Below are 18,955 nucleotides of genomic sequence, written 5' to 3'. Positions count from 1 at the left end.
ATTTGAAAGGCTTAATATGGAAGACAGAGAACAATGGCTGAAATGGGCAATGGAATTACAAAGTTTGGCACAGGCAGGATTGAATTATGCAAAAGATGTATTTGATGTGGAAAGGTATACAAGAATAAGAGAAATATCGGCAGAAATTCTTGCAAAAAAAGGAGATGTTTCTTTGGAGAAGGTAAATATGATGTTTTGCAATGAAGTCGGCTATCAGACACCGAAAATGGATACCCGTGCCGCAGTATTTAAAAACGATAAAATACTTATGGTAAAAGAAAGAGATAAAAAATGGGCATTACCGGGAGGCTGGGTTGACGTATACTTATCCATAAAAGAAAATACTGAAAAGGAAGTAAAAGAAGAAGCAGGAGTGAAAGTAACTGCCAAAAAAATCATTGCTGTTCAGGACGGCTTTAAAAATAATTTCGGATGCGGACTGGGTCAGGTGCCTTACGGAATAAGTAAAATTTTTGTTCTCTGCTCTTTAGATGAAGAAAATGAAGGAGAATTTGTAAAAAATATAGAAACTTCCGAAAGAAAATATTTCAGTTTAGATGAGTTACCTGAATTGTCAGAAATCAGAAATACTGAAAAGCAAATAAAAATGTGTTTTAAAGCATATAAATCCGACACGTGGGAAGCAGTATTTGATTAATTGGGTTCAATCTAAGGAGGGAAAATTGAGAAGAAAAGACAGAGAAATAACAGATAATGAAAAAATAAAAGAAATTATTTCTGAATGTGACTGTTGCAGACTGGGATTAAATGATAACGGAAAAGTCTATATAGTTCCTCTGAATTTCGGATTTACAGAAGAAAACGGGAAGTATACATTTTATTTTCACGGTGCAAAAACAGGAAGAAAATATGATATATTGAAAGTAAATAATTACGTGGGATTTGAGCTTGACACAAATCATAAAATATATTTTAAAAATGAAGATGTTGCATGTACTTATACTTCGGCATTTCAGAGTGTTATAGGAAACGGCAGAGTAACTTTTATAGAAGATTACGAAGAGAAATTAAAAGGACTTTTGGAACTTATGAAGCATAATACTGAAAAATCCGAATGGAAATTTGATGAAAGGATGATAAACTCTGTATGTGTTTTTAAACTTGAAGTTGAAGAACTTTCCTGTAAGGAGCATGAATAATAGGAGGTTTTGTCTTGATTTTAAATGTTTATGAATATAAATTGGAAAATAACATAGTTTGTAAAGTAAGAAGCCCAAAAGAAGATATGGTAATTAAAAGATACTGGAATCAATGAATCGGGAAATTAAAGATTCTGTAAAAATGGGATTGATTATTAAAAAAGGAGAAAAATATGCCTTCAAGTAAAGAATATCTCGAATTTATTTTGGAGCAATTATCTGATTTGGAAGAAATAACTTACAGATATATGATGGGAGAATATGTTATTTATTATCGTAAAAAGGTTATCGGAGGAATATACGATGACAGATTTTTGATAAAAGTAACAAATGCTTCAAAAAATCTTTTATCTGATGCAAAACTTGAATTGCCTTATGAGAGAGGATCAAAGATGATTTTGATTGAAGATCCTGAAAATAAAGAGCAATACAGGGAGTTATTTGAAAAAATGTATGAGGAACTTCCTGCACCGAAAGTAAAAAAGAAAAAAGCAGTAAAAAATAAAATAAATAATAAAAAATTTTAGGAGGTAAAAACATGGCAACACCACACATAGGAGCAAAAAAAGGAGACATAGCAGAAACAATATTATTACCGGGAGATCCGTTAAGAGCGAAATACATTGCGGAAACATTTTTACAGGATATAGTACAATATAACAATGTCAGAGGAATGTTAGGATTTACAGGAACTTATAAAGGAAAAAAAGTTTCCGTTCAGGGAACAGGAATGGGAGTGCCTTCGATAGGGATTTATTCTCATGAATTGATAAATGAATACGGATGTAAAAATTTAATAAGAGTAGGAACTGCAGGTTCTTTTCAGGAAAGTGTAAAAATAAGAGATGTAGTTATAGCAATGGCGGCATCAACAGATTCAGCTATAAACAAGTTGAGATTTAACGGTGCAGATTATGCTCCTACTGCAAGTGCAGATTTGTTATTTAAAGCATATGAAGTGGGAAAAGCTAAAGGACTCAGCATGAAAGCGGGAAATGTTCTTACGAGTGATACTTTTTACGGAGACGAGCCTGAAGCATGGAAAAAATGGGCAAAATTCGGAGTGTTGTGCGTAGAAATGGAAACTGCTCAACTATATACAACTGCAGCAAAATTTGGAGTAAATGCTTTGACATTACTTACAATAAGTGATTCTTTAGTTACCGGAGAGGCAACTTCTGCAGAAGAAAGACAACTTACATTTAACGATATGATAGAAGTAGCATTGGAAAGTGCTTTAAACTTGTAATAAACGGGGGATAAAAATGAAAGAATTGACAGGAAAAATAAAATTGACTGAAAAAGAAATATCCGACTATATTGATGAAGCAAACGAAACATTGGATAGGGCTTATGTGCCTTATTCCAAGTTTCCTGTAGCTGCTTTGCTGATAGATCAGAACGGAAAAAAATTTAAAGGCGTGAATGTGGAAAATGCTTCTTATGGAGTGGGAATATGTGCCGAAAGAAATGTAATACCCACAGCCGTAACCGAAGGTATGAAAAAAATCAAGCTGCTTATAGTAACAGGAGGAACTCCTGAGCCGATAAGTCCTTGCGGTGCATGCAGACAGTTTATATCGGAATTTTCCGATAAAGACACAGTTATTATTCTAACAAATAGAGATAAAAAGTATAAAATCTGGTCTATAGACGAGTTGTTGCCTTATTCGTTCGGACCGGAAGATTTGTAAATTGTTCAGGAGGAAAGAAAAATGGGAACACCCCATATAGAAGCGAAAAGAGGAGAAATAGCAGAAACAATATTATTACCGGGAGATCCTTTGAGAGCAAAACACATAGCGGAAACTTTTTTTGAAAATGTAATGCAGTATAATGGTGTCAGAGGAATGTCAGGCTTTACAGGAACATATAAAGGAAAAAAAGTATCAGTACAAGGGACAGGTATGGGAACTCCTTCAACAGGAATTTATTCTCATGAACTTATAACTGAATACAGAGTTAAGAATTTGATAAGAGTAGGAACTGCAGGTTCATTCCAAAAAGATTTAAAAGTAAGAGATATAGTTATGGCAATTTCTTCGTCAACAGAGTCGAATATAAACAAGCTAAGATTTAACGGTGCAGATTACGCACCTACAGCAAGCCCTGATTTATTATTCAGAACATATAAAACAGCAAAATTAAAAAAAATCAATATAAGGGCGGGAAATATACTTTCTACTGATACTTTTTATGACGATGAACCTGAACACTGGAAAAAATGGGCAAAATTCGGAGTACTGTGTGTGGAAATGGAAACGGCACAATTATATACTACTGCTGCCAAATTTGGAGTGAATGCTTTAACTTTACTGACAATATGTGATTCTCTTGTTACAGGAGAAGCTACTTCTTCAAAAGAAAGACAATCAGACTTCAACGAAATGGTAGAATTGGCATTAGAAAGTATACTCGAACAATAAACTTTTAAAAAATAGTATAGAAAATATTATTTTCATATGATATAATAACTCATTCTAAAATAATAAAGGAGTGAGTTTTTTTATGCTTAAGAAGATGAAAGTATTATTAACATTGTTTTTTGTAATAATTTCAGTAGTGAGTTTCGGAGAAATGAAAATAAATGATGACGGTATTTTAGTTGGTGAGAGTTCTGAAGATTGGGAGGAATTTTTCGGAGATGATTATTACAAAACGGGAAATATTTGTACGGTAATAGGTACTACGATTATGCAGATGTCTTATAATAAAGACGGAAAAGGAGATAAACTGTCAAACCCGGATAATGATGTAAAAGCTATGTTGAATGATATAAATGAAGCATTAGATGAAATGGGAGAAAAAAATCCTAAAAAAGGAAAAAACTATCTTTATGAGTCGTATTATGTAAAAAATTGTAAAAAGCTTACAGAAGCAGACTATAAGTTGGCAAACTCGAAAACATTCAGAGATACTTTTAAAAAGATGTTTTCTACATACGGAAAATAATTTTAAATTTTAAAGAAATTGATATGAAAAATTTGTTTATGAAGATTTTTGTATCAATTTTTTTGTAGAATCGGTTTTTTTCAAAAATTGAATATTTTATAGTTGCTAAAAGATTATAAATCGGATATAATAATAAGACAATGATTAAGAAAGAGGTGGACGAAATATGTGGTTTACGAAATCACAGGAAGAAGTATTAAGAGAACTGAATGTTAATCCGAAAACAGGACTGACAAATGATGAAGTTAATAAAAGACTTGAAAAATACGGACAGAATAAATTAAAAGGGAAGCCTAAAAAGAGCATATTTCAACTGTTTTTAGGTCAGTTACAGGATGTTCTTATTTATGTACTTATAGGGGCAGCTGTGATTAATATAGTTGCTCACGGTTTGGAAGGGGTAACCGATGCGATAATTATTTTAGCAGTAGTATTGATAAATGCGGTAGTAGGAGTAGTCCAGGAATCTAAAGCGGAAAAAGCATTGGAAGCTCTGCAGCAAATGACGACTCCCAAAAGTGCAGTAAGACGTAACGGGGAAATTATAGAAATAAATTCTGAAGATTTGGTTCCCGGAGATATACTTATAATTGATGCGGGAAGATTTATACCGGCAGATATAAGACTTATTGAAAGTGCCAATTTGCAAATAGAAGAATCGGCTTTAACAGGAGAATCTGTTCCTACCGAAAAAAATGCCGATTTTATTGCAGAAGATGAAAAAATTCCTCTCGGAGATAAAGAAAATATGGCATTTATGTCTACAATGGCTACTTACGGAAGAGGAGAAGGAGTAGTCGTAGCTACTGCCATGGATACTGAAATCGGTAAAATAGCAAAAATACTTGATGAAGATGAAAATACATTGACACCTTTACAGATAAAGCTCGATGAGTTGGGAAAAACGTTGGGATACATGGCGATAGGAATATGTCTTTTTATATTTGTAATAGGACTTTTTCAAGGAAGAAACTGGATTGATATGCTTATGACTTCTATAAGTCTTGCAGTTGCAGCGATACCTGAAGGTCTTGTGGCTATTGTTGCCATAGTTCTTTCAATGGGTGTAACGAGAATGTCCAAAAAACACGCTATCGTGAGAAAACTTCCTGCTGTGGAAACTTTGGGGGCAGTAAACATAATCTGTTCCGACAAAACGGGAACATTAACACAAAACAAGATGACAGTAGTGAAAATATACACTCTTGATAATCATAGGGATGTGCCTTCCGAAGGAAGAGATTTTGAAGCGAATAAAGATGAAAAAGAATTAATCAGATCTTTTGTACTTTGTTCCGATGCATCAATTGACGTGGGACAGGATGTAGGAGATCCTACAGAAGTGGCACTGGTAGTATTGGGAGATAGATTCAATCTTGAGAAAAATACACTTAATACAGAGTATAAAAGAGTAGGAGAAAATCCTTTCGATTCGGACAGAAAACTGATGTCTACGTTAAATGAAGAAGAAAACGGGTACAGAGTTCACACAAAGGGAGCTATTGACAATATTCTTACAAAATCGGACAGAATATTTGTAAACGGTGAGATTATTCCTTTAACTGAAGAAATGAAAAATAAAATATTGAAAGCGGCGGAAGAAATGTCTGATACAGCATTAAGAGTTTTAGGTGTGGCATTTAAAGATACAGACAGTATTATTTCAGCCCAAGAAATGGAAAAAGATCTTGTTGTGGTGGGAATCGTAGGAATGATAGACCCTCCTAGAACAGAAGTAAAAGCTTCTATTGTTGAAGCCAAAAAAGCGGGAATAACCCCTGTTATGATTACAGGAGATCATAAAAATACAGCAGTTGCCATTGCAAAAGAGTTGGGAATAGCAACAGATATAAGCCAAAGTTTAACCGGAGCGGAAATAGATGAAATTCCTGAGGACAAGTTTGCTGAAGATATAAATAAATACAGAGTATTTGCAAGAGTTTCTCCGGAACATAAAGTTAAAATAGTAAAAGCGTTCAAAGATCACGGAAATATTGTTTCAATGACAGGAGACGGAGTAAATGACGCACCTTCATTAAAATTCGCCGACATAGGTGTAGCAATGGGAATAACGGGTACCGATGTATCCAAAGGTGCAAGTGATATGATTTTGACTGACGATAATTTTACAACAATAGTCACTGCTATAGAAGAAGGAAGAAATATATACAATAATATTAAAAAAACTATAATGTTCCTGCTTTCATGTAATCTGGGAGAAGTTATGTGTGTATTTGCAGCTACATTATTTAACTGGCCGTTACCTTTACTGCCGATACAGTTGTTATGGATAAACCTTGTAACTGATACTTTGCCTGCTATTTCACTTGGAGTGGATCCCGGAGATAAAGAAGTAATGACAAGAAAACCGAGAAATCCTAAAGAAAGTTTTTTTGCCGAAGGTGCAGGAATGAGAGCCGTTATCGCAGGAATACTTATAGGAAGTTTGACACTTTTTGCATTTTATATAGGGATAAATGAACACGGATTCGGAATATCGGAGTTGTTCAATAATAATACCCCTGAAGCTGAAACGGCTCTTACATACGGTAGAACAATGGCATTTATAGTATTGACAGTATCTCAATTGTTTTATTCATTGACAATGAGAAACAGTAAAAAAACTATATTTGAAGTAGGATTCTTTAAAAATAAATTTTTAATTCTTTCTATTATTACAGGAATAGTATTACAGGTAGGATTGACTTCTATCCCTTCAATATCGAATATATTTAAAGTTACACAAATAAAATTGGTAGATTGGGATATAGTGATCTTATTTGCATTAATTCCTTTTGCAGTAAATGAAATTATAAAAATAATTTCAAGAAAAAGAAATATAATTCAAAAATAGTTGTAAATCAAAAGGCAAAAAATTTTATTATTAACTTAAAAAAATTTTATAAAATTAAAGTTTATTGTTATTTTTTAATAAGTAAAAATTTAATTTTCAATTAAAAATAGTAAAAAACAATAATTTTACTTGACAAATTTCAAAAAAAGGTTAAAATACAAGTGTAGATTGATTATTTGCAAAATGTGTAAATAACAACTTAAAATTTTTAGGAGGCAAAAATGTCAAAAAAAGAATTTGTTGAAGCTTATGCTAAAGCTACAGGAGAAACTAAAAAAAGATCTGAGGAATTGGTAAATGAATTTTTAGGAACTGTTGAAAAATCATTAGCTAAAGGAGAAACTGTTCAATTCGTTGGATGGGGAACATTCGGAGTACAAAAAAGAGCTGCAAGAAAAGGAAGAAACCCTCAAACAGGAAAAGAAATAAAAATAGCTGCTAAAAAAGTAGTTAAATTTAAAGTCGGTAAAAAATTGGCTGACAAAGTAGCAAAAGGGAAATAATCGAATCAAAACATAGGAAACTGTTTTTAATAGCGGATTTGTTCTGTATTTTAAAGACAGTTTCTTTTTTATTCCTAAGGAAAGTAAATTTAAATTTAATGATTAAATAAATGATTAGAAATCAAATTCAATGATATGTTTTGCAAATTATATAAGAGGCGTAAGCCTCTTTATTATCTTTTTATCAAAAAAAATGTATGACAAAATATCCAACATAGTTGGATTAAAAAGATTTAATAATATCTTTTAGGTTTGGGATATAAATAATGATAAAATTCCCATACAATCATTCTAATGTTACATATAGGACAATAGAAAGGATTTATACCGAAAGTTTTAAATGTTTGTCTTTGATAAAAAGAAAATTTATTAGGGACAATATTCTTCTTAAAAGGAATAACAGCTCTTTTTAGCTTATTGGAAATATGTCTTGCATATAGTCCATATCTATTAACCATTTTAAAATTTTTAGGAGGTACATGGATTAAAATTTGGGAAATAAATTTTTGAATAGGCATAGTAATAAATGTTTTTTGTTTATCATTAGCTAAATCATTGTAAAAGAAAGTAACTTCATTGTCAGTAATATCAGTAATTTTATACTCAGCAATAGGAGAACGTGCAAGATATCGACCTAAGTATTTGATAATACCTTTGGTGTTATTGACATCACCGCTTCTGACATTAAAAAAGAATCTTGCATTTTGACTATATAGCTTATTGACAGTAATTTTAGCTAATCTTTTGATTTTTTGATTAGGATAATTACCTTTAGAAATAATATCAAGGACGTGATATTTCCATTGACCTGCAATAGTATTGACATTAAAGTATTCAAGTTTTTTAAAATCAAAATTTTTATTAAATCCTCCGAGAGAAACGATAGCGTGAATATGAGGATTCCATTTTAAATCACGCCCGAAAGTATGAATAACAGAAATAAGACCATAATGAAGAATATCAGAATCAGTGAAGTAATATTTAGAAGATTTGGAAATTTTATTAATTCTTTTATTCTTTTTAGAAATATTATGGAAGTGAAATTTAAAGATATCATTAACAGCGACAGAAAGCTTAGAAAGTAGATTTCTATCATAGAAGAAAAACATTCTGCATGCTTTAGGAATAGTAAAAAGAACATGTCTGTGAGGAATGTTTAGAATATGTTTATGAATATTATCAGTCCAAAGTTGCGAATATTTGTAACCGCAAGAAGGACAGAGTCTGGATTTACAGGAAAGAGGGAATTTGTGAGTAATAGGACAGTTAGGGCATTTGAAAGAAACAAAGCCTTTGGATAAATCTCTACAAGCAAGAAATTTAGAGATAGAAAATTTAATATATTGAAGGTGTTTAGGGTTAAGATAATTTTTCTTGCAAAAGTTTAAAGAATTTAGTACAATGTTTTTATTACTGAAGATAGTTTTCAGTTTATTTTGTATAAAGTGTTTACTAGTCATAAATACAGTATACAAAAAAATCAGCCGAATTTCAAATTCGGCTTTTTTTATAAAAAAAATGGAATGTATGATTGATATTTTCGGAGTTTTATAATAAAATAGCATTATATTTGAAATTAAGGAGGAAGATATGGAATTTTATAGTCAGGGCTATCTTCAAAATAGCAAGTTAATCACAGATAAACTGATCATTGGAGCCATATTCGTGATAATAATATTTTTGCTTTTTATTTTGACACGTTGGTTCAAAGGAAGTATCACTTTGAAAGAAAAACAGATAAGTTTACTTGCACTTATACTGGTACTGTTATTTGGCCTGTCTAAAATGAGTGAAGTTCAGGCTCAAAATAATCAGGAAAAAATATATAAAAATACAGCAAGTGTAATAAGGGGATTATCGGAAAAATTTAATGTTTCCGAAGACGAAATATATGTTAATACAAAAGAAATAACAGAACATACGGTTTATAAGATAAGAGATAAATTTTATCAGATACATTGGGTTGATAATAATATCCTTGTAGAAGAGATGACAGTACCTTATGTAGATGAAATAAAAATATTTGATAAGTAAATGAAAGGAGTAAAAAATGTCTTTTATAATATCTATGGCAATAAAATTGACAATAGGATTTATTGCATTGGTTTTATTTATGAATCTTAACGGAAAAGGTCAGCTGGCTCCACTGTCTACGGGAGATCAGATAGGAAACTATGTTTTAGGAGGAATAATCGGAGGGGTTATTTATAATCCTGCAATAACGGTAGTTCAGTTTTTAATGGTTTTACTCATATGGGGATTACTTATGACTTCCATAAACTTTTTGAAAAATACAAGTACCGGAGTAAAAAATATAATCGACGGGCAAATAATAGTGTTGGCAAAGGACGGAAAACTTATAACCGAAAATTTTGCGAAAGCTAGTATGTCGGTTGCCGATTTTTATACGAAATTAAGAATGAAAGGTGTATATAAAGTTTCGGATATTGAAGATGCTTTTATGGAATCGAACGGTCAACTTACTATAATTAAGAAAGAAGATAAATTCGGTATGGTATTGATTGCTGAAGGAAAAATACAGGAAAATAATCTTATGCATTCGGGAAAAGACAATGAATGGCTTATGGAAAAGCTTAACAGAAAAGGTATAGAAAATGTAGAAGATGTATTTTTAGCAGAAATTTCAGACGATGATTTGTTTATTATAAATAAAGAATAAATAAAATATATATAAATATATTTAAAAATTAATTTTGTATATTTGAAAAATGTGGTATAATGAAAAACAAAAATAAATTATTTTAGGAGGAGATTCAGATGAAAAAAATTATGAGAGGTGTGCTGTTATTCGGTATGTTAGGAGGCATGTCGGTGTCATGCGGAAATAATGAAAATGGAAAGGTCAAAGAAACTCAGCAACAGGAAAAGGTTTATAAAATCGGAATGTCGCAAATAGTAGATCATCCGGCTTTAAACTCGGCAAAACAGGGATTTAAAGATGCAATTGAGAAAGCGGGAATCAAAGTGGAGTACGATGATAAAGTTGCTAACGGAGAGATACCTACACAGGCACTGATAATGCAACAATTTCAGGCAGATAAAAAAGATTTGGTTTATGCAATAACAACCCCTACATCACAGGCGGCAAAAAATAAGATTAAAGATATTCCTGTTGTCATAGCAGCAGTTACGGATCCTAAAGGTGCGGGATTGGAAGGTGTTCCGAATATAACAGGAACAAGCGGAGCTGCTCCGATTAATGAAAATCTTGAGTTGATGAGACAATTATTTCCGAAAGCAAAAAAAATCGGTATAATCTATAATTCATCTGAACAAAATTCAATTTCCGAATTGAATAATTTAAAAAAACTGGCTCCCGAAAAGGGATTTGAAGTGGTAGACAAGTCAATAACAAATGGAACGGAACTCGTTGCAGCAGCGAATATACTTTCAAAACAGGTCGATATTTTTTATGCAATACAGGATAATACAATTTCTTCCTATTTTCCTACATTGCTTGATATATTAAATAAGGCGAAAGTACCTGTATTTGCTACAAATGATGTTTATTCGGACAGAGGAGGACTTATTTCTCAAGGAACTACCGATTATGATATAGGATACAGAGCCGGAGAAATAGCAGTTGAAATATTGAAAAACGGTAAAAAACCTTCGGATATTCCTATAGAAACTATGAAAAAATTACGAATAGAAATAAATAAAGGAAATATGGAACTGTTAGGGATAAAAATTCCTGAAGAAGTATTGAAACAGGCTGTATTTACTGAAGATAAAAAGAAATAAAATTATAGTCTGATTTTTCAGAAAAGATATTAAAAAATTTTGATCTCGGATTTTACATATTTAAAAATCTTTGCATTTAATAAAGCATTTTTTGTTGTAAAATTTTAAGGTCGAATTTTTTATTTCAAAAAAATTGACATCACAGAAATTAAAATGTATAATTTTAAATATGAAAATTTACGGGGGATTTTTATTTATTATACGAGGGAGGAAGTAAAATGTTAGTTGAGAAATTATCAGAAGGAGAATCAAAAACTGTAGAATATAAAGAGTCAGTTCCCGAAAACAGTCAAAAATATATGAAAACAGTGGTTGCATTCGCAAACGGCAATGGAGGGAAAATAGTTTTCGGTGTTAAAGATAAAAATTATGAAATAACAGGAATAGAGAGTGAAAATATATTTGAACTAATGGACAGTATCACAAATGCTGTGTCAGACAGTTGCGAGCCGTTAATAATTCCTGATATTACTTTACAGACAATAAATGGTAAAACTGTTATTGTAGTGGAAATAGCTGCGGGAAAACAAACACCTTATTATATAAAATCATCAGGAATAAAAAAAGGAACTTATGTTCGTGTAGCAGGAACTACAAGATTGGCAGATGATTACACAATAAAAGATCTTCTTTTTGAAGGAGCAAACAGATCTTATGATCAGGCACCGGCCGACATAGAAATAACCGAAGAAGAAATAAACAATTTTTGCTCCAAATTAAAAGAAATTGCTTCAAAAAATTCTAATAGTAAAAGTGAAATAAAAGATATAACTAAAAATGTATTATTGTCATGGGGAATTTTAACAGAAAAAAACAATAAAATAATTCCTTCAAATGCTTATATTCTTCTGGCAGAAAATATTGAAAATCATATCAAAGTTCAATGCGGAGTTTTTAAAGGCAAAACAAGGGCAATATTTGTAGACAGAAGAGAATTTTCAGGTTCTATTATAAATCAACTGGAAGAAGCTTATAAATATGTATTGAGCAAAATAAATTTAGGAGCTGAAATAAACGGATTGTACAGAAAAGATGTTTACGAATTTCCTGTAGAAAGCATTCGGGAAATCATTGCTAATGCCGTAGTGCACAGAAATTATCTGGAGCCTAACGATATTCAGATAGCACTTTATGACGACAGACTCGAAGTTACATCACCGGGAGGATTGCCTAAAGGCGTAACCATAGATAAGATAAAAAGCGGGTATTCCAAAGTACGTAACCGTGCTATTGCCAATGTGTTCGCTTATCTGGAAATTATTGAAAAATGGGGAAGCGGTATTCCGCGTATATTTGAAGAGTTTAAAAAATACGGACTAAGAGAGCCTGAATTAATAGACTTTGAAGGAGATTTCAGAATAAATCTCTATAGAAATACAGGAAAAGAACAGGATAGCAAAGAAACAGACATAATTAACTTAACTAACAAAGAAACTAACAAAGCTAACATAACTAACAAAGCAATGGAATTAAGTGATACAGACAAAAATATAATTGAAAGCATTATGAAAAATCCTTTTATAACTCAAAATGAGATTGCTTCGGATTTGAATCTTCCGATGAGTAAAGTAAAATATTATATAATGAAATTAAGAGAAAAAAATGTTATCAAACGTAACGGAGGAAGACAAAAAGGAGAATGGGAAATAAATGAAGAAAATATTGAATACAATGAAAAAAATTAGTTCAAAATAAAAATAATAAAAAATAAATCGGCTGTATTCTCTTTTTTCATTTGAGCCCGGGAAAATAAATTTTATATTTAAGTGAAAAAACCTTGACAAATAATAACTTATTTATTATAATAATTTGTATTATAATTATTGCCGAAATTACTTATAGAAGAAAAAATTAAATATTCCCTCATTTTTTGGAGAATACGGATAGAGCTGCTACAGCTCTTATAGGTAATTTATTAATATTCAAATTATTGGAAAGGAGTCGATAATAATGGCAGTACCTAAGAAAAGAACTTCTAAAGCAAAAAGAAACATGAGAAGAGCACATGATTCAATCAAAGCACCTAATATAATAGTTGAAGCTGATGGAACAGTGAGAAGACCTCATAGATTAAATTTGGAAACCGGAGTATACAGAGGTAGACAAGTGTTAAGCACTGAAAGCCCTGCAGCTGATTCCGAATAATATTTAAGCAAGATTAAAAACAGTCTTGCTTTTTTTGTAAAAATGTATTTTATAAATTGTAATTTTTACTATTTTATGGTAAACTTCATAATCATAAGATTATTTTAAAGAGATATTGAACGGGCAGTAATAAACTTTTATTATAGCCCCTCTTGGAGTAAATTCTTAAACAAATAACCGAGGTGAATAAATGAGAGTAGGAATATTGGGAACAGGTTCTTATTTGCCTGAAAAAGTGATGACAAATGATGATTTATCCAAGTTTGTCGACACGAATGATGAATGGATAAGAACAAGAACGGGAATTCGGGAAAGAAGAATTGCCGCAGAAAACGAAGCAACTTCCGATTTGGCTTATAAAGCAGCGGAAAAGGCAATAGAAAATGCAAAAATAGATAAAAATGAGATAGATTTGGTGATAGTGGCGACTATGTCTCCGGATCATATTACTCCCGCAACTGCTGCGATCGTACAGGATAAATTGGGTATAAATGCTGCAGCATTTGATTTGTCGGCTGCATGTACAGGATTTGTCTATGCTTTTACAACAGGATACAGTTTTGTAAAATCGGGTATATATAAAAAAGTGCTTGTAATAGGTGCAGAAACTATGTCGAGAATACTGGATTGGGAAGACAGAACGACGTGTGTGCTGTTCGGAGACGGAGCAGGAGCAGTAGTTCTGGGACAGATCGAAAATGGAGGATATATAGCGAGTCATCTGGTGTCTGACGGTTCAGGAGCGGAAGATGTTATAATTCTTGCAGGGGGCTCAAGAAATCCTGTAAGTAAGGAAGAAATCGATAAAAGAGAGATTTACTTTAAAATGAAAGGAAGCGATGTATTCAAATTTGCAGTGAGAGCTTTCCCTGAAACAGTTGAAAATGTATTAGCTCAGGGGAATATAACTGCAGACGATGTGGATATGTTTATTCCTCATCAGGCGAATATAAGAATTATTGAATCAATAGCTAAAAGATTTAAACAGCCTTTGGATAAATTTTATGTAAATCTTCAAAGATACGGTAATACTTCCGGGGCTTCCATACCGTTGGCTCTGGATGAAGCAAATAAAGAAGGGAAGCTTAAAAAAGGGGATAAAGTAGTAATGGTAGGTTTCGGAGGAGGATTGACTTACGGTTCGATACTTCTTGAATGGTCGATATAATAAAAAATCAAATGATGAAAGGGTGAATAAAAATGAACAAAAAACTTTTATGGGGAATAATTATAATTCTTTTAAGTATATTTTACGGTATACAGGCATTATTTCCCGAATTTTTATCCGAAAGTGTAATGAAATATATCTTTAACTATCAGGTAATATTGATGTTAATAGGACTGTTTTTCATTCTTAAAAAGAGTAAATTCGGATGGTTTATGTTTGCAATGGGATTATATCTTTATTTACAGGCGTTTTTGGGAGATTATTTCCAAAAAGGATTGCCTTTATTGACTTTGATAGGAGGAATAGTTCTTGTAACTTTGGGAGCTAAGGAAATAAAAGGAGACAAACCTAAAAAAGAAAGAAAATATTCAAAACCTGCAGAAAAAGTTGAAAAAGAGCAGAAAGAAGAAATAATCGATGCCGAAGAAATAAAATAAGGAGGAATAATGTCCAAAACAGCTTTTGTATTTCCGGGACAGGGAACTCAGTATCCGGGAATGATAAAAAAATTATATGATGAATCTGATGATAATACTAAAAAACTGATAGATGAAATATTTGAAAATATCAAAGACGAAAATGTAAAAAAAGTTTTGTTTGAAGGAAGTGAGGAAGAACTGAAAGATACTAAATATGCTCAACCTGCAATAGCCTTGCTTTCGGTGATTTTCACAAAACTTTTAAAAGAAAAAGGAATAAATCCCGACTATGTGGCAGGACACAGCTTGGGAGAGTACAGTTCTTTATATGCTGCAGGAGTTCTTAATGAAAAAGAAACTTTAAAATTAATTGCGGCAAGAGGAAATATAATGAGTAATGCTCATGTAGACGGTACTATGGCTGCAATTTTAGGACTTCCTGCAAGTGAAGTTGAAAAAATATGTAGCGAAATAAACGGAGTAATTGAAGCAGTGAATTACAACGAACCTAAACAGACTGTAATCGCAGGAGAAAAAGAAGTTATAGAAAAAAATTCGGAAATTTTTAAAGAAAAAGGTGCTAAAAGAGTGATACCTTTGGCAGTGTCGGGACCTTTTCATTCTTCTCTTATGAAACCTGTTGCAGAGCAGTTAAAAGAAGAATTTGAAAAATATTCATGGAAAGATTTAAAAGTGCCTGTTGTTGCAAACACGACGGCAAATATACTGAACAGTTCCGATGAAATAAAGGAAGAACTTTACAGACAAACATTCGGTCCTGTAAAATGGGTGGACACAATAAATAAATTGTCTGAAAACGGAGTTACAAAAATTTATGAAGTAGGTCCGGGAAAAGTTTTGGCAGGACTTATAAAAAAAATAAATAAAGAAATTGAAGTAATTAATATTGAGAATATAGAAAATATTTAATTATAAAACGCTCAAAAAAGCTTTTAAAATAACTGTAAAAAATATATAACATAGGTTATTTAAAAAGTGTTGCATTTTTTCAATTCTTTTGATATAATTACTTGAAATAAAAAAATGGAGGTGGCATATAATGCTGGATAAAATAAAATCAATAGTAGCAGAACAATTAGGAGTGGATGAAGATCAAGTTACTGAAGATGCATCATTTATTGATGATTTAGGGGCTGACTCTTTAGATACAGTTGAATTGATCATGGCATTTGAAGAAGAATTCGATATTGAAATACCTGATGAAGATGCACAAAAAATTAAAACTGTCAGAGATGTAATGGACTATATTGAATCAAAACAATAAATATTTTGATAATATCGGGGGAACTTCCCCCTATTTTTATTGAAAATTATTTGAAAAAAAATAAAAAAATTAGTATAATAGTATATAAAAGATAAAAATGTGAGGTGTATAAATGAAAAGAGTAGTTATTACGGGGATAGGTCTTATTACTCCGTTAGGTACGGGAAAAGATAAAACATGGAAAAGACTGCTTGACGGAGAATGCGGTATAGAGAAAATTACAGCTTTTGACACTACAGAATATCCTGTTCATATTGCAGGAGAAGTCAGAGATTTTAATCCTGAAGATTATATTGAGAAGAAGGAATTGAAAAAAATAGGAAGATTTTCTCAGTTTGCAATAGCGGCTTCAAAAGAAGCATTGGAAGATGCAAAATTGGAAATTACTCCTGAAAATGCAGACAGAGTAGGAATGATTATAGGTTCGGGAATAGGAGGATTGGAAGTAATTGAGCAGGAAATAGGAAAACTTGTGGAAAAAGGTCCGAAAAAAGTTTCTCCTTTCTATATTCCGGCTGCAATAGCGAATATGGCGGCAGGTAACGCATCTATATATTTAGGAGCGAAAGGTCCTAATAAATCAGTGGTTACTGCATGTGCTTCGGGAACTAACTCTATCGGAGATGCTTTTCAGACAATATTACTTGGGAAAGCCGATGTTATAATAGCCGGAGGAACAGAAGGAACAGTTACTCCGAGCGGAATCGCCGGTTTCGGTAATTTGAAAGCATTGTCGACAAATCCTGATCCGAAAAAAGCTTCAAGACCTTTTACAGTGGACAGGGACGGTTTTGTACTTGGAGAAGGTGCAGGAATACTTGTGTTGGAAGAATTGGAACACGCTAAAAAAAGAGGAGCAAAAATATATGCGGAAGTTGTAGGATACGGAGAAACAGGAGATGCTTTCCATATGACTGCACCGTCTGACGGAGGAGAAGGAGCTGCAAGAGCTATAAAAATGGCTTTGGAACAGGGAAATGTAAAACCTGAAGAAGTAGGCTATATAAATGCTCACGGGACATCGACTCCTGCCAATGATAAAAATGAAACTAAAGCTATAAAAGCAGCTTTCGGAGATCATGCTTATAAATTGGCAGTAAGCTCTACAAAAGGAGCAACAGGACACTTATTGGGAGGTGCAGGAGGAGTAGAGGCGGCATTTCTTGCAATGGCAATAGATGAAGGTGTTTTACCGCCTACAATAAATCAGGATAATCCTGATCCCGAATGTGATTTATACTATGTTCCGAATAAAGCTGAAAAAAGAGAAATAGAAGTAGGACTTTCAAATTCTTTGGGCTTCGGAGGACATAACGCAGTAATTGCTTTCAGAAAATATAAAGGATAAATCGGAAAATTAAATATAACAGAGAAAATCCGGAGTATTTTAACTGTTCCGGATTTTCTGAAATGTTACTGTAAAAGATAGAGGAGTTTAGTTATGAAGATTAAAAATGTTGAAGAATTAATGGAAAAGATAGATTATAAATTCAGAAATGAAAGTTATTTGAAAGAAGCTCTCACACATCGCTCTTTTTCCAATGAACATGAAAAGTCCAAAAATTTTGACAATGAAAAACTGGAATTTTTAGGAGATGCGGTTTTAAATCTGATAACGACTGAATATATATATAATTTGGGAAAAGGTAAAAATGAAGGAGAACTGGCTAAACTTAAAAGTCAGATAATAAGTGAGCCTGTATTTTCTGCAATCGCAGCAGAAATAGGATTGGGAGACTATCTGTATTTAAGTAACGGAGAAGAAAGTTCGGGAGGAAGGAAAAGAAAATCTATTTTGGGAGATGCTTTTGAAGCATTAATCGGAGCGGTTTTTTTGGATTCCGATTATTATACTGCGAAGAATACGGCTTTGAAATTTTTACCTGATAAAATAAATAATCTGGAAGATATTGAAGGTATAATAGACTATAAAACTGTTTTGCAGGAAGTATTTCAAAGCAAATATAAAAAAATGCCGGAATATGAAATACTGGATACAAAAGGTCCCGATCATAATAAAGTTTTTGAAATTTCCGTAAAACTTAATAATAAAATAATCGGTATCGGAAGAGGAAAGAGTAAAAAAGAAGCTGAAAAAAGAGCAGCGAAAGAAGCAATAGAATTTATCGAAAACAAAAAAAGAATACAAAAAATATGAAATGAGGGAAAATGATTAAGACAGCACTTTATCCCGGAAGTTTTGATCCTATAACAAGCGGGCATGTGGATATAATAAAAAGATCGGCTAATTTATTTGACAAACTGATAATAGGGATTTTTAAAAATTCTTCAAAGACGAAAGCGTGGTTTTCAGATGAAGAAAAAGTGGAAATGATAAAAGAAGTTTTGAAAAATGAAAATATTAATGCCGAAGTAAAGATATTTAACGGATTACTTGTGGATTTTATATCCAAAGAGAAAGTGGATATTCTCATCAGAGGATTGAGAGCCCTTTCCGATTACGAGTATGAATTGCAGTTTACACTTACAAATAAAACTTTGGCAAAAAGTGAATTTGAAACTATATTTTTAAGTGCTTCAAGAAAATATTTATATTTAAGTTCCAGTCTTGTAAAAGAAATTGCACAAAATTACGGAGATTTGAGAACTTTTGTTCCTGAAAATGTAGAGAAAAAATTAATCGAGAAAGTAAAACAAATGGAGTTATAAATTCTATCAAATAGAATATAAAAAGTTATAAAAT

At 32.0% G+C, this 18,955-nt stretch carries 22 protein-coding genes; 21 read left to right on the top strand and 1 reads right to left on the bottom strand.

The window, feature by feature from the left end; genetic code table 11:
- Window positions 1-16: 16 nt before the first annotated feature.
- From FVE72_RS06575 to FVE72_RS06535, 9 genes are all read left to right on the top strand, one after another.
- Complete coding sequence (locus FVE72_RS06575) at window positions 17-658, top strand: NUDIX hydrolase N-terminal domain-containing protein (RefSeq protein WP_026737730.1); 642 nt, start codon at window positions 17-19, stop codon at window positions 656-658.
- Window positions 659-683: 25 nt separating this feature from the next.
- Entirely contained in the window at window positions 684-1,160 is a 477-nt protein-coding gene (locus tag FVE72_RS06570) for a pyridoxamine 5'-phosphate oxidase family protein (RefSeq protein ID WP_026737729.1), read from the top strand.
- Window positions 1,161-1,333: 173 nt separating this feature from the next.
- Complete coding sequence (locus FVE72_RS06565) at window positions 1,334-1,687, top strand: TfoX/Sxy family protein (protein ID WP_026737728.1); 354 nt, start codon at window positions 1,334-1,336, stop codon at window positions 1,685-1,687.
- An 11-nt stretch (window positions 1,688-1,698) separates the two neighbouring features.
- Window positions 1,699-2,409, top strand: coding sequence for a purine-nucleoside phosphorylase (gene deoD, locus FVE72_RS06560; RefSeq protein ID WP_026737727.1), 711 nt, complete (start codon window positions 1,699-1,701; stop codon window positions 2,407-2,409).
- A gap of 16 nt (window positions 2,410-2,425) precedes the next feature.
- Window positions 2,426-2,854 carry a cytidine deaminase gene (gene cdd / locus FVE72_RS06555; RefSeq protein WP_051411761.1) on the top strand — a complete coding sequence of 143 codons (429 nt, stop codon included), beginning with the start codon at window positions 2,426-2,428 and terminating at the stop codon, window positions 2,852-2,854.
- A 21-nt stretch (window positions 2,855-2,875) separates the two neighbouring features.
- A complete protein-coding gene (gene deoD / locus FVE72_RS06550) occupies window positions 2,876-3,586 on the top strand; it encodes a purine-nucleoside phosphorylase (protein ID WP_006808311.1) in 711 nt (236 codons plus the stop codon).
- Between the two features lie 82 nt (window positions 3,587-3,668).
- Complete coding sequence (locus FVE72_RS06545) at window positions 3,669-4,112, top strand: hypothetical protein (RefSeq protein WP_006808308.1); 444 nt, start codon at window positions 3,669-3,671, stop codon at window positions 4,110-4,112.
- 166 nt (window positions 4,113-4,278) lie between these two features.
- On the top strand, window positions 4,279-6,966 hold the full coding sequence (locus tag FVE72_RS06540) for a cation-translocating P-type ATPase (RefSeq protein ID WP_026737725.1): 2,688 nt from the start codon (window positions 4,279-4,281) through the stop codon (window positions 6,964-6,966).
- A gap of 221 nt (window positions 6,967-7,187) precedes the next feature.
- Entirely contained in the window at window positions 7,188-7,469 is a 282-nt protein-coding gene (locus FVE72_RS06535; protein WP_026737724.1) for an HU family DNA-binding protein, read from the top strand.
- Between the two features lie 233 nt (window positions 7,470-7,702).
- Here FVE72_RS06535 and FVE72_RS06530 read toward each other — a convergent pair whose 3' ends face one another.
- Window positions 7,703-8,929, bottom strand: a complete 1,227-nt coding sequence (locus FVE72_RS06530; RefSeq protein WP_026737723.1) for an IS91 family transposase — start codon at window positions 8,927-8,929, stop codon at window positions 7,703-7,705.
- 130 nt (window positions 8,930-9,059) lie between these two features.
- Between FVE72_RS06530 and FVE72_RS06525 the strand changes: the two genes are divergently transcribed.
- The 12 genes from FVE72_RS06525 (at window position 9,060) to coaD (ending at window position 18,921) form a co-directional block, all read left to right on the top strand.
- Window positions 9,060-9,503 carry a DUF3290 family protein gene (locus tag FVE72_RS06525; RefSeq protein ID WP_026737722.1) on the top strand — a complete coding sequence of 148 codons (444 nt, stop codon included), beginning with the start codon at window positions 9,060-9,062 and terminating at the stop codon, window positions 9,501-9,503.
- A 16-nt stretch (window positions 9,504-9,519) separates the two neighbouring features.
- Window positions 9,520-10,149: a DUF421 domain-containing protein gene (locus FVE72_RS06520; protein WP_026737721.1), complete on the top strand. Its 630-nt coding sequence runs from the start codon at window positions 9,520-9,522 to the stop codon at window positions 10,147-10,149.
- Window positions 10,150-10,247: 98 nt separating this feature from the next.
- A complete protein-coding gene (locus FVE72_RS06515; protein WP_006806534.1) occupies window positions 10,248-11,234 on the top strand; it encodes an ABC transporter substrate-binding protein in 987 nt (328 codons plus the stop codon).
- Window positions 11,235-11,452: 218 nt separating this feature from the next.
- The gene (locus tag FVE72_RS06510) at window positions 11,453-12,919 is read left to right on the top strand and encodes an ATP-binding protein (protein ID WP_026737720.1); all 1,467 of its coding nucleotides are present in this window, start codon (window positions 11,453-11,455) and stop codon (window positions 12,917-12,919) included.
- Between the two features lie 265 nt (window positions 12,920-13,184).
- The gene (gene rpmF, locus FVE72_RS06505) at window positions 13,185-13,379 is read left to right on the top strand and encodes a 50S ribosomal protein L32 (protein WP_006806570.1); all 195 of its coding nucleotides are present in this window, start codon (window positions 13,185-13,187) and stop codon (window positions 13,377-13,379) included.
- A gap of 190 nt (window positions 13,380-13,569) precedes the next feature.
- Window positions 13,570-14,547, top strand: a complete 978-nt coding sequence (locus FVE72_RS06500) for a beta-ketoacyl-ACP synthase III (protein WP_026737719.1) — start codon at window positions 13,570-13,572, stop codon at window positions 14,545-14,547.
- A gap of 32 nt (window positions 14,548-14,579) precedes the next feature.
- Window positions 14,580-14,984: a hypothetical protein gene (locus tag FVE72_RS06495; RefSeq protein WP_006806531.1), complete on the top strand. Its 405-nt coding sequence runs from the start codon at window positions 14,580-14,582 to the stop codon at window positions 14,982-14,984.
- Between the two features lie 9 nt (window positions 14,985-14,993).
- Complete coding sequence (gene fabD, locus FVE72_RS06490) at window positions 14,994-15,896, top strand: ACP S-malonyltransferase (RefSeq protein WP_006806536.1); 903 nt, start codon at window positions 14,994-14,996, stop codon at window positions 15,894-15,896.
- A 130-nt stretch (window positions 15,897-16,026) separates the two neighbouring features.
- Window positions 16,027-16,251 carry an acyl carrier protein gene (locus tag FVE72_RS06485; protein ID WP_006806542.1) on the top strand — a complete coding sequence of 75 codons (225 nt, stop codon included), beginning with the start codon at window positions 16,027-16,029 and terminating at the stop codon, window positions 16,249-16,251.
- Between the two features lie 112 nt (window positions 16,252-16,363).
- The gene (gene fabF, locus FVE72_RS06480; RefSeq protein ID WP_006806547.1) at window positions 16,364-17,599 is read left to right on the top strand and encodes a beta-ketoacyl-ACP synthase II; all 1,236 of its coding nucleotides are present in this window, start codon (window positions 16,364-16,366) and stop codon (window positions 17,597-17,599) included.
- A gap of 93 nt (window positions 17,600-17,692) precedes the next feature.
- The gene (gene rnc / locus FVE72_RS06475) at window positions 17,693-18,409 is read left to right on the top strand and encodes a ribonuclease III (protein WP_026737718.1); all 717 of its coding nucleotides are present in this window, start codon (window positions 17,693-17,695) and stop codon (window positions 18,407-18,409) included.
- Window positions 18,410-18,420: 11 nt separating this feature from the next.
- Window positions 18,421-18,921, top strand: a complete 501-nt coding sequence (gene coaD, locus FVE72_RS06470) for a pantetheine-phosphate adenylyltransferase (RefSeq protein WP_006806543.1) — start codon at window positions 18,421-18,423, stop codon at window positions 18,919-18,921.
- The last annotated feature ends 34 nt before the right edge of the window (window positions 18,922-18,955 follow it).

Source organism: Pseudoleptotrichia goodfellowii (assembly GCF_007990505.1).
Taxonomy (GTDB): domain Bacteria; phylum Fusobacteriota; class Fusobacteriia; order Fusobacteriales; family Leptotrichiaceae; genus Pseudoleptotrichia; species Pseudoleptotrichia goodfellowii.
Note: the sequence above shows the minus strand (reverse complement) of the source record. Positions and strands in the feature narration are given on the sequence as shown.

Coding starts and splice junctions, on each gene's coding strand:
- FVE72_RS06540 (WP_026737725.1), top strand. CDS start 4,279: ATGTGGTTTACGAAATCACAGGAAGAAGTATTAAGAGAACTGAATGTT.
- deoD (WP_026737727.1), top strand. CDS start 1,699: ATGGCAACACCACACATAGGAGCAAAAAAAGGAGACATAGCAGAAACA.
- FVE72_RS06485 (WP_006806542.1), top strand. CDS start 16,027: ATGCTGGATAAAATAAAATCAATAGTAGCAGAACAATTAGGAGTGGAT.
- rpmF (WP_006806570.1), top strand. CDS start 13,185: ATGGCAGTACCTAAGAAAAGAACTTCTAAAGCAAAAAGAAACATGAGA.
- rnc (WP_026737718.1), top strand. CDS start 17,693: ATGAAGATTAAAAATGTTGAAGAATTAATGGAAAAGATAGATTATAAA.
- fabD (WP_006806536.1), top strand. CDS start 14,994: ATGTCCAAAACAGCTTTTGTATTTCCGGGACAGGGAACTCAGTATCCG.
- FVE72_RS06525 (WP_026737722.1), top strand. CDS start 9,060: ATGGAATTTTATAGTCAGGGCTATCTTCAAAATAGCAAGTTAATCACA.
- cdd (WP_051411761.1), top strand. CDS start 2,426: ATGAAAGAATTGACAGGAAAAATAAAATTGACTGAAAAAGAAATATCC.
- FVE72_RS06530 (WP_026737723.1), bottom strand. CDS start 8,929: ATGACTAGTAAACACTTTATACAAAATAAACTGAAAACTATCTTCAGT.
- FVE72_RS06565 (WP_026737728.1), top strand. CDS start 1,334: ATGCCTTCAAGTAAAGAATATCTCGAATTTATTTTGGAGCAATTATCT.
- FVE72_RS06500 (WP_026737719.1), top strand. CDS start 13,570: ATGAGAGTAGGAATATTGGGAACAGGTTCTTATTTGCCTGAAAAAGTG.
- coaD (WP_006806543.1), top strand. CDS start 18,421: ATGATTAAGACAGCACTTTATCCCGGAAGTTTTGATCCTATAACAAGC.
- FVE72_RS06535 (WP_026737724.1), top strand. CDS start 7,188: ATGTCAAAAAAAGAATTTGTTGAAGCTTATGCTAAAGCTACAGGAGAA.
- fabF (WP_006806547.1), top strand. CDS start 16,364: ATGAAAAGAGTAGTTATTACGGGGATAGGTCTTATTACTCCGTTAGGT.
- deoD (WP_006808311.1), top strand. CDS start 2,876: ATGGGAACACCCCATATAGAAGCGAAAAGAGGAGAAATAGCAGAAACA.
- FVE72_RS06520 (WP_026737721.1), top strand. CDS start 9,520: ATGTCTTTTATAATATCTATGGCAATAAAATTGACAATAGGATTTATT.
- FVE72_RS06515 (WP_006806534.1), top strand. CDS start 10,248: ATGAAAAAAATTATGAGAGGTGTGCTGTTATTCGGTATGTTAGGAGGC.
- FVE72_RS06575 (WP_026737730.1), top strand. CDS start 17: ATGGAAGACAGAGAACAATGGCTGAAATGGGCAATGGAATTACAAAGT.
- FVE72_RS06495 (WP_006806531.1), top strand. CDS start 14,580: ATGAACAAAAAACTTTTATGGGGAATAATTATAATTCTTTTAAGTATA.
- FVE72_RS06510 (WP_026737720.1), top strand. CDS start 11,453: ATGTTAGTTGAGAAATTATCAGAAGGAGAATCAAAAACTGTAGAATAT.
- FVE72_RS06545 (WP_006808308.1), top strand. CDS start 3,669: ATGCTTAAGAAGATGAAAGTATTATTAACATTGTTTTTTGTAATAATT.